The following is a 7696-nucleotide window of genomic DNA, read 5'->3' as shown; positions in this document are numbered from 1 at the left end:
AATATTATAATACGAAACGGATGAAGGCAAAATTAAAAATGAGTCCGGTACAATACCGAACTCATTTTGAGCAAGCTGCCTAATGAAATAACCGTGTCTAACTTTTAGGGGTCACTTCATTTATTATCATCCCGGTGCTTTTTTAAAACAAACGTATGGACTACAGGAGGACTAAAGTGGAGAAAAAGGCATTATTAATAATAGATGTACAGGTTGGAATGTTCATCGATGATTTTCCAGTTCATAATGGTAAGCAGCTATTGGAAAATATTAAACAGCTAATATCCAAAGCACGTACTACTAATACACCCATTTTCTTTATTCAGCATAATGAGCCAGCGGGTCAACAATTGGAATACGGTTCAAAAGATTGGGAAATTCACCCTGAACTTTTACCATCAGAGGTTGATATGATCATTCACAAGACGACACCGGATTCATTCTATAACACGCCGCTTGAAGAAGAGCTAAAAAAACATTCCATTAATCAACTAGTCTTAACTGGTATTCAAACCGATTTATGCGTGGATACTACAACTCGAAGAGCATTTAGTATGAATTACGGACTAACACTCGTATCAGATGCTCACAGCACATATGACTCTGGGGATTTGATTGCCCAACAAATCATAAATCACCACAATCAAGTATTGTCTTTCTTTGCTAACACAAAGAAAACTAGTGAAATAGAATTTTAAAGGCAGCTACTTGCTGCCTTTTTTATTTCTGGACAATTATTAATCTCAAAAATGAAAATGATATCAGCAAATAACAAACTATGCTTCCACTGTACTTCTTCGTTCTTTTCTTTGTCTTAATGATGTCTTTAGTCCAAACAGCCATGCGATACCTTGAAGAATGAAAACAAATAATACAATAGCGCTATCCCAGAAGTAATAACTGTCGATACCATAAACTGTTATAGATTTATAAACGAGAGACACCCCATATAGAACGGGTGGAACTTGGAAATATAAGAAAAGGCTAATGGCGATGATGCCGCCAATTCCGTATAAAAATCCGAACCAGACAGCATTTTTTTTCTCATATTCGGGGAGATGGTCCCATTCAGGAAGATTCTTTTTTAAAATTATCTTACTTAGGAACATTAAGCTGTTTTGGTGTAAAGCTGATGTATTCTTCCAGTTGCTAACAACAAAATATATGTCAGTCCTTAGGAAGATAATAAACTGAAACAGAAAAGCAAATAACACTAGAAATACAATGAGCTTGGAATAACCAATGATTAAAGGATGATTGGTGACCTGTTGAATGATTAAACATGCGAAGATAATGACAACATCCCACATCATGCCTGCAAGAAAAGGTACATATCTATTATTCTTTGGTCTTGCCCATAATCCAGTCATATCTGTCTCCGCTACCAGCCATATCATACGTAAATTTAAGCGGATACGAGTAGAAATGTTTTCCTTAGAGGCTGCCAACAAATGCCCTACTTCATGTACCAAAGTTAATATCCAAGCAACTACGACTATATTTAATGTGCTGATTCCCACAGTTTCATAGATAAATAAATCTTGAAACTTAGGAAACGAAGCAGGGTTTACAATGAATAAGAACAGGACCGCCAAAAATGCCACTGCGTAAAGGCATACCAAAACGTTTGAAAAAAAGAAGCTGCCCAACCTTCGCAATATAAGGAGCGGCTCACGATTGATAGATGTATGTAACACCTTACCATTGATGCTGTAGACCATTTTACAATCGAGTATGGTCATGACGAAGTCAATCACATCAACGTCTTCATTATATTTCTTACTCACAGCTTCCTTCACTTCTCCAATTGAAATTTGCCCATCTAACATTTCAATCACATCAACAGCCACTTTAGGGACCCGTAAAAATTCTCCTGTGTGGGGATCACCTATCGTAAATTCATCATCGATGTCTTCCTGTATCGACAGATGGGAACAATCAACCTTTGAATCAGCTGTTATGTCCAAATTCATAGTAAAGCCTCTTTTCCATAAACAATCTGCTTTAATTCTTCGAGGCTGGCCAGTTCTGTGAATTTCTTAGAACAGGTTGGACAAAGAGGATTTTTAGGGTTTTCATTCTCCGTTTGAAGCGTATTCATGGTGATCGTATCAACGTTTATATTTGGCTTAAATAGAGGAGCCGCGCCTGTTAGTAGGTTGACTACATCTGAAACAAAAAGGCCGGTTAGTACCGACAGATTAGGTGCAAAGCCTGTGTTCACTCTCGAAAAAGTTTTCCCATAGCCGGATTCAAGTCGGTAGATATTTTCAAAGTCGTTTTTCAATGAATCTAGTATTTTACAATCAATGCATGGTTCTCCATTCGTAGAATCATATCGTTCCCACATGATGGTTTGATTATTAATGCCACCTCTATAAAATGGAATCCCCTTTTGAACACAGGCTGCATTCACCCATCTCGCAGAAAGGATCGCAGGTTGATCGAGCATGTTAAGAACGACATCCGCACCATCAATAAGATCTAGTACATCTTCATAGCTACTAATTAGCCTATTATGCATAGTTACGGAAATCTCCGGATTAATTAATTTAATTTTCTCTTCCGCAACCACGGATTTTAGACGTCCAATATCATTCTCGTTATATAGAAATTGTCTGTTTAGGTTTGTACGTTCAATGGTATCGTAATCTACACCAACAATTTCACCAACACCCAATCCTGCCAAATAAGCTGCTGCAAGTGATCCGCCTCCTAGACCTAATATAGCCACTTTTGAATTTCTTAATTTATCCTGAAAGGAATACCTGCTCACATCCAGGTTCGAATACCCAGAAAAATAATTTAGATTGGATTGGTAACGCTCTAATTCTGTTGGGGAATAGGTATTGGGTATTGATGAGTCTTCTATGTAATTAAGTTCGTTCAATGAAAGGATGGCGTCTTCAATATCTTCAAGAGGGAGTTCTAACTTTAGTGACAATTCACTTGTTGAAAGGGAACCATCCATAAGTTCTAATAGTTCATAGATTTTTCCATCAGGATCATCAAGTTCCGTAGCCACTCCATGGTAGTTTATTTCAATCACTTGTCCTTTTCGGATAATGGGACGTAATGTTTTTTTAAACGCTGGACGCATTTTAATCACTCTCCTTGATATAGGTAGAGAATGACACAAAAGGTAAGTGTCATCCTCCGTTTGTTCGTTTTATATAGATTACCCGCCTTTAGGAAAAAGTGCATTTAGCATTTTAGGCATGCTCACTATGTCCATTCACGGAGGTATTACATTATTTACATATAGTACGGATAGAATGTTGGAGTTAATTTTTCAGTCTTTCTCACTTTAATTTTCACGACCTTCACTCCCTTCCATGGATTGTATAAATAAATCTTACTCACGTATAGTAAGGCCAGAATGTTGGAGTTAATTTTTCCGTTTTTCTCACTTTAATTTTCATCTTAATTCCCCTCCTTTTGTTTTAAAAGACTATAAGAACGATATGTAAACGGCTATTTCCTATAGTCCTGGTAAATATATCATAATCTGTTAGATAATTCTAAATTTTATATTTTATCAGATAATGTCGAAAGTAATTATTTTCCCAAGTTAGAATGGCTTAGGTATAGGATGATTGTAGGTCTTCCATAAATTTAAGCTCATTTAGGAATTTGCTGGACAAAAATTTCCCAATATTAACGGTAAACAATACACTTTGTGTGAAATAGCCTTTATTTATTTTATTTTGTTCAATATTCCCTTTTCCTACATAAGCTGTTTAATAAGGAGTGGAATGTTATGAAAAAGATACCGGAACAGTTTGAAATCGAAACGCTTAAGCTTATTAAAAATAGACTTGATTATATTTACTCCATTGCTAAAAGTTACAATAATGATAATCCTGAATTGATGGACACTATTGAAGGTTTAGCAGCCGTAGCGAACATGTTTGCAAAAATTAAATTAGAAGAATTTAACGGTTATACAGAAACATTAAGCCCTCAAGGATTTATTGTAGGTAAACTAGGAAACTCATACTCAAGAATGAAAGAATATGAAAAACAAAAAGACTTAGACTTTCCGGCTTGGAAGCTATAATATTTTGTATTACTTATCAAAAACTGAATCCATAAAATAAAGCGCCAATAATAGGCGCTTTATCATTGATATTATTTTAATTTTTAGTATATTCAACTAAAACAGACGTTCACACTTAGGAGGTAGTGTTGTATAATCCGGTTATACCCAATTGGTTAATTTCAATTAATCACAGATTTGTTGATTTTCTTAGCTTCAGAAATGATATCTTTGATTAACGTACCAACAGTTTGAATTTTAGCTAGTCTCGGACTTTGACCAGACCATAGTGACATAAAATCCGGATTATTTTGAAAGGTAGAGGCTTTCCTTATTGATTGAGTAATTGTATTTTGTACTGGAAATTCTGGTAAGGATGTTTCTTGGTTTCGCATCTCTACAATAAATTTATTTTTAATCCCTCTAGCCCACTTGCCAGAGAATGCACGAGTTAAAACAATCTCATCTTCGTGAGCTTTAAGAATTCCTTCTTTATGTAGTGAGTGAGCTCCACTTTCAGTACAAGTTAAGAACGCGGAACCCATTTGAACTCCCTGTGCACCTAAACAAATAGAAGCCATTAATCCTCTCCCATCCATTATTCCTCCAGCTGCAATAACAGGAATGCTCACATTATCAACAACCTGTGGGACGAGTGACATTAAACCAACTAAGCTCTCCTGATGCCCTAGGATAAAGTTCCCTCGATGCCCACCTGCTTCACTGCCTTGAACTACAACAAGATCCATTCCACTTTTTTCAATTTCAATTGCTTCTCTAACAGTAGTAGCTGTTCCTATTAGAATAATGTTATTTCGCTTTAATTCACTAATTACTTCCTTAGAAGGAATACCAAATGTAAAAGAACAAACCGGTATCTTTTCTTCCATTACAATCTTAATTTGTTCATGAAATACTTCTAGTAAATTATTAAAAGTAGGTATTTCTAAGTTATCGTTATGAAGTAAATTTAATTGTTCACAAATTGGCTGTAATATCTTTTTAGCAGATTTAATGTCATTTTCATTTACATTGAATTCCTTAGGAACAAATAGATTTATACCAACAACCCTTGATGTCAAATGCTTTATTTCCTTAATCTGTTCACGTATTTGACTAGGAGTCATGTAGCCAGCTCCAATCATACCTAAACCTCCAGAGTTAGAAACCTCAGCAACCAATTTCGAAGATGTAATTCCTCCTGCCATAGGCGCTTGTATGATAGGATATTCAATATTCAATCGTTTCGTCATTTCATTATTTAACATAAACTACACCTCGATAATTGTTTTATTACCTAATCTTTTCGAAAGCTTAAGCTCTCAAAAACCTTTTCATTTTTGGAACTGTTATTTTATAATGTTAGAGGTAGATAAATCTCAACTGAAAAAGGGGGCTATCAGATGGCAATTGCGTTTCTTTTGCCTAAGTCTTCATACACTCATGCAAAGCCTATTATCGAAAAGGCGATCCTTTGCATGGGGTATCATTTTAACTAATTGATCGCACATTTTTATAATCGGCTTTGCACCTTATTTGATAAAAAAATAAATAAGGGGCTGGCAAACCTGAAGTACTTAAAAGCAAATGCTGTTTTACCTGAAGAACTCATTATAGAAATTCAAAAATATGTACAGGGAGAATCCATCTATATCCCAAAATCAGGAACAACACTTAAATGGGGATCAAAATCTGGGAGTAGAAGGTTCTTTGAAAGTAGAAACTCCTCTATCAGGACTGCCTTTAAACAAGGAAGAACGATTCAAGAATTAGCAATTGAATACTTCCTTTCAATGGAAACCATCAAGAAAATTGTTTATTCAAAGCACTGATTCACTCAGTGCTTTTTATGTAGAGTTTCATTAGATTCATTCTCTACTCTTTTACCATCATAAAAAAACGAATATAGTAGAAAGTGCGAAAGGTGGGTTTATCATGGAACCATTTATTAGAGTAGATCAGTTCCAATTTATTAAAAAGCAAACACAACACCTCATAAATGGTTATGCAAGCGTCAATGACAGAAAAGTACTGAACGCATTAAAATCAACGGTATATGATAAAGTATTGAACCTTTTTAAATCTTTAGAACCAGAACAGAAACAGTTAGTTGACCATGTCATTGAGGTGGAGAACACTGCAGGGGCAGAAGACTTATTAAACTCTTTAAAGCCTTATGTCATCCCTTTTAAAAACGTATCAGAACAGACTTTAAAAAAACTATTTCCGAAAGTGAAGAAATTAAAGTTACCAGTGTTAACTGAATTAGATCTAAAAGAACTGACTTACCTCGGTTGGAATGATAAAGCCACAAATAAGAAGTACATTATTGCGATACAGCCAAAAGGATTTATTGGCCTAGAAGGATCCTTTACCCCATCGAGCAAAAAAGGAATATGTACTCTTTGCAGTGGACACAGTCAAGTTGGCTTATTTATGTCAGAAACAAAGGGAGCTATCCAAGGTACCTATACCCGAAGAGGAAACTATATCTGCCAAGATAGCATGAAATGTAATGATACCCTTACATCTTTGGAGAAACTAAACGGTTTTATTGAACTTCTTAAAGGAAAAAGTTGAAACGGTCTTTGAGCTACCTTACTTTCATTAGGGATTCTTCAACTGTAAATGGAGAATCCCTAAGCCTCCTCTATTTGATTGTTTTTCATGCCGATTTATTTAAAGTGCATTTTTAATAGGCTCTACTCCGCTCAAGCTATCTACTTCCCAGCTTTTACAAACATCAACCCATTTTGTTGCAAATGAATATTGAAAGATTTCGTCACACGTTAATTCTATTGCAGAGTTTGTGCTTCCGCAGGCAGGGAAAAGAGTATCAAAACGTTTCATAGAAACATCTAGATAAACTACTATTTTATTTTTTAATCCAAACGGACAAACCCCACCGACAACATGTCCAGTTTGCTCAACTACCTCATCAGGTGTAAGCATTCGAGCTTTAAAGCCAAACTCTTGACGGAATTTCTTGTTATCAATTTTCGCATCTCCAGCTGCAACTATCAGGATTGCTTTGTCCTCTTCACCTCTGAAGGATAATGTTTTTGCTATTTGTGCAGGTTCAACACCAATTGTTTCAGCGGCTTGTTCAACAGTAGCACTAGTAGTCTCAAATTCCATTACATCGGCTTCACGATTCCATTGCTTAAAATGAGCCTTAACACTTTCAATTGTCAACTTTATCATCCTTTCTCTTACAATATTATGAAACATAATAACACATTCTCCATAGGAATTGGAAATAATAGGAGGTACCACATTATTTTCTCACGATTAAAACTTTAGCATATTCTTGAACACTTCTCTCTAAGGTCTAATCGTGCTAAGATAGTAGAATAAAATTACATTTTAGAGGTGACATAATGAGTGTACATATAGAATTGGCAAAACACGCTGAAAAGCAGAATAAAATGTACCAAGTATTTTTAGAATTAGACCAAAAACGAGAAATTTTAATAGAAGAAGCTATAGAGTTATGTACAAAAGAGGAAGCTTTTTCAACTGACAAAATAAATAGAGTAACCGATCAAATCAATAAGATGAACCTTAGATTTATACCGTTTAGAAAATATGTTTCAGTAGAAATGGTTAAGGAATATGTAAAAAAGGACGCCAATTGACGTCCTTTTTTTTCTTTAT

Annotated in this window: 10 protein-coding genes; 6 read left to right on the top strand and 4 right to left on the bottom strand. The window is 35.2% G+C overall.

The window, feature by feature from the left end; genetic code table 11:
* Together LRP83_RS21580 and LRP83_RS21575 are read left to right on the top strand one after the other, a co-directional pair.
* On the top strand, window positions 1-83 hold an 83-nt coding region (locus LRP83_RS21580), incomplete at its 5' end, for an IS3 family transposase (RefSeq protein ID WP_151536060.1).
* A gap of 93 nt (window positions 84-176) precedes the next feature.
* The gene (locus LRP83_RS21575; protein ID WP_230498898.1) at window positions 177-698 is read left to right on the top strand and encodes a cysteine hydrolase family protein; all 522 of its coding nucleotides are present in this window, start codon (window positions 177-179) and stop codon (window positions 696-698) included.
* A 78-nt stretch (window positions 699-776) separates the two neighbouring features.
* Here the strand turns inward: LRP83_RS21575 and LRP83_RS21570 are convergent, their stop codons facing one another.
* Both LRP83_RS21570 and LRP83_RS21565 read right to left on the bottom strand, forming a co-directional pair.
* Window positions 777-1973 carry a hypothetical protein gene (locus LRP83_RS21570; protein ID WP_230498897.1) on the bottom strand — a complete coding sequence of 399 codons (1197 nt, stop codon included), beginning with the start codon at window positions 1971-1973 and terminating at the stop codon, window positions 777-779.
* The gene (locus tag LRP83_RS21565; RefSeq protein ID WP_230498896.1) at window positions 1970-3100 is read right to left on the bottom strand and encodes a HesA/MoeB/ThiF family protein; all 1131 of its coding nucleotides are present in this window, start codon (window positions 3098-3100) and stop codon (window positions 1970-1972) included. The genes LRP83_RS21570 and LRP83_RS21565 overlap by 4 nt, the downstream gene beginning before the upstream one ends.
* Before the next feature lie 660 nt (window positions 3101-3760).
* On the opposite strand from LRP83_RS21565, the gene LRP83_RS21560 reads away from it, so the two are divergent.
* The gene (locus LRP83_RS21560; protein WP_230498895.1) at window positions 3761-4060 is read left to right on the top strand and encodes a hypothetical protein; all 300 of its coding nucleotides are present in this window, start codon (window positions 3761-3763) and stop codon (window positions 4058-4060) included.
* A gap of 161 nt (window positions 4061-4221) precedes the next feature.
* On the opposite strand, the gene LRP83_RS21555 is transcribed toward LRP83_RS21560, so the two are convergent.
* A complete protein-coding gene (locus LRP83_RS21555; RefSeq protein WP_230498894.1) occupies window positions 4222-5307 on the bottom strand; it encodes an NAD(P)H-dependent flavin oxidoreductase in 1086 nt (361 codons plus the stop codon).
* Window positions 5308-5607: 300 nt separating this feature from the next.
* Here LRP83_RS21555 and LRP83_RS21550 point away from each other — a divergent pair, with 300 nt between their 5' ends.
* On the top strand, window positions 5608-5871 hold the full coding sequence (locus LRP83_RS21550; protein ID WP_230498899.1) for a CD3324 family protein: 264 nt from the start codon (window positions 5608-5610) through the stop codon (window positions 5869-5871).
* A gap of 103 nt (window positions 5872-5974) precedes the next feature.
* Window positions 5975-6619: a FusB/FusC family EF-G-binding protein gene (locus LRP83_RS21545; protein ID WP_230498893.1), complete on the top strand. Its 645-nt coding sequence runs from the start codon at window positions 5975-5977 to the stop codon at window positions 6617-6619.
* Between the two features lie 99 nt (window positions 6620-6718).
* On the opposite strand, the gene LRP83_RS21540 is transcribed toward LRP83_RS21545, so the two are convergent.
* Complete coding sequence (locus LRP83_RS21540) at window positions 6719-7234, bottom strand: YbaK/EbsC family protein (protein WP_230498892.1); 516 nt, start codon at window positions 7232-7234, stop codon at window positions 6719-6721.
* Between the two features lie 185 nt (window positions 7235-7419).
* Here LRP83_RS21540 and LRP83_RS21535 point away from each other — a divergent pair, with 185 nt between their 5' ends.
* Window positions 7420-7677, top strand: coding sequence for a DUF2533 family protein (locus tag LRP83_RS21535; RefSeq protein WP_230498891.1), 258 nt, complete (start codon window positions 7420-7422; stop codon window positions 7675-7677).
* The last annotated feature ends 19 nt before the right edge of the window (window positions 7678-7696 follow it).

Origin of the sequence: Pseudoneobacillus rhizosphaerae, assembly GCF_917563885.1 — a bacterium.
In the GTDB taxonomy this organism is placed as follows: domain Bacteria; phylum Bacillota; class Bacilli; order Bacillales; family Cytobacillaceae; genus Pseudoneobacillus; species Pseudoneobacillus rhizosphaerae.
Note: the sequence above shows the minus strand (reverse complement) of the source record. Positions and strands in the feature narration are given on the sequence as shown.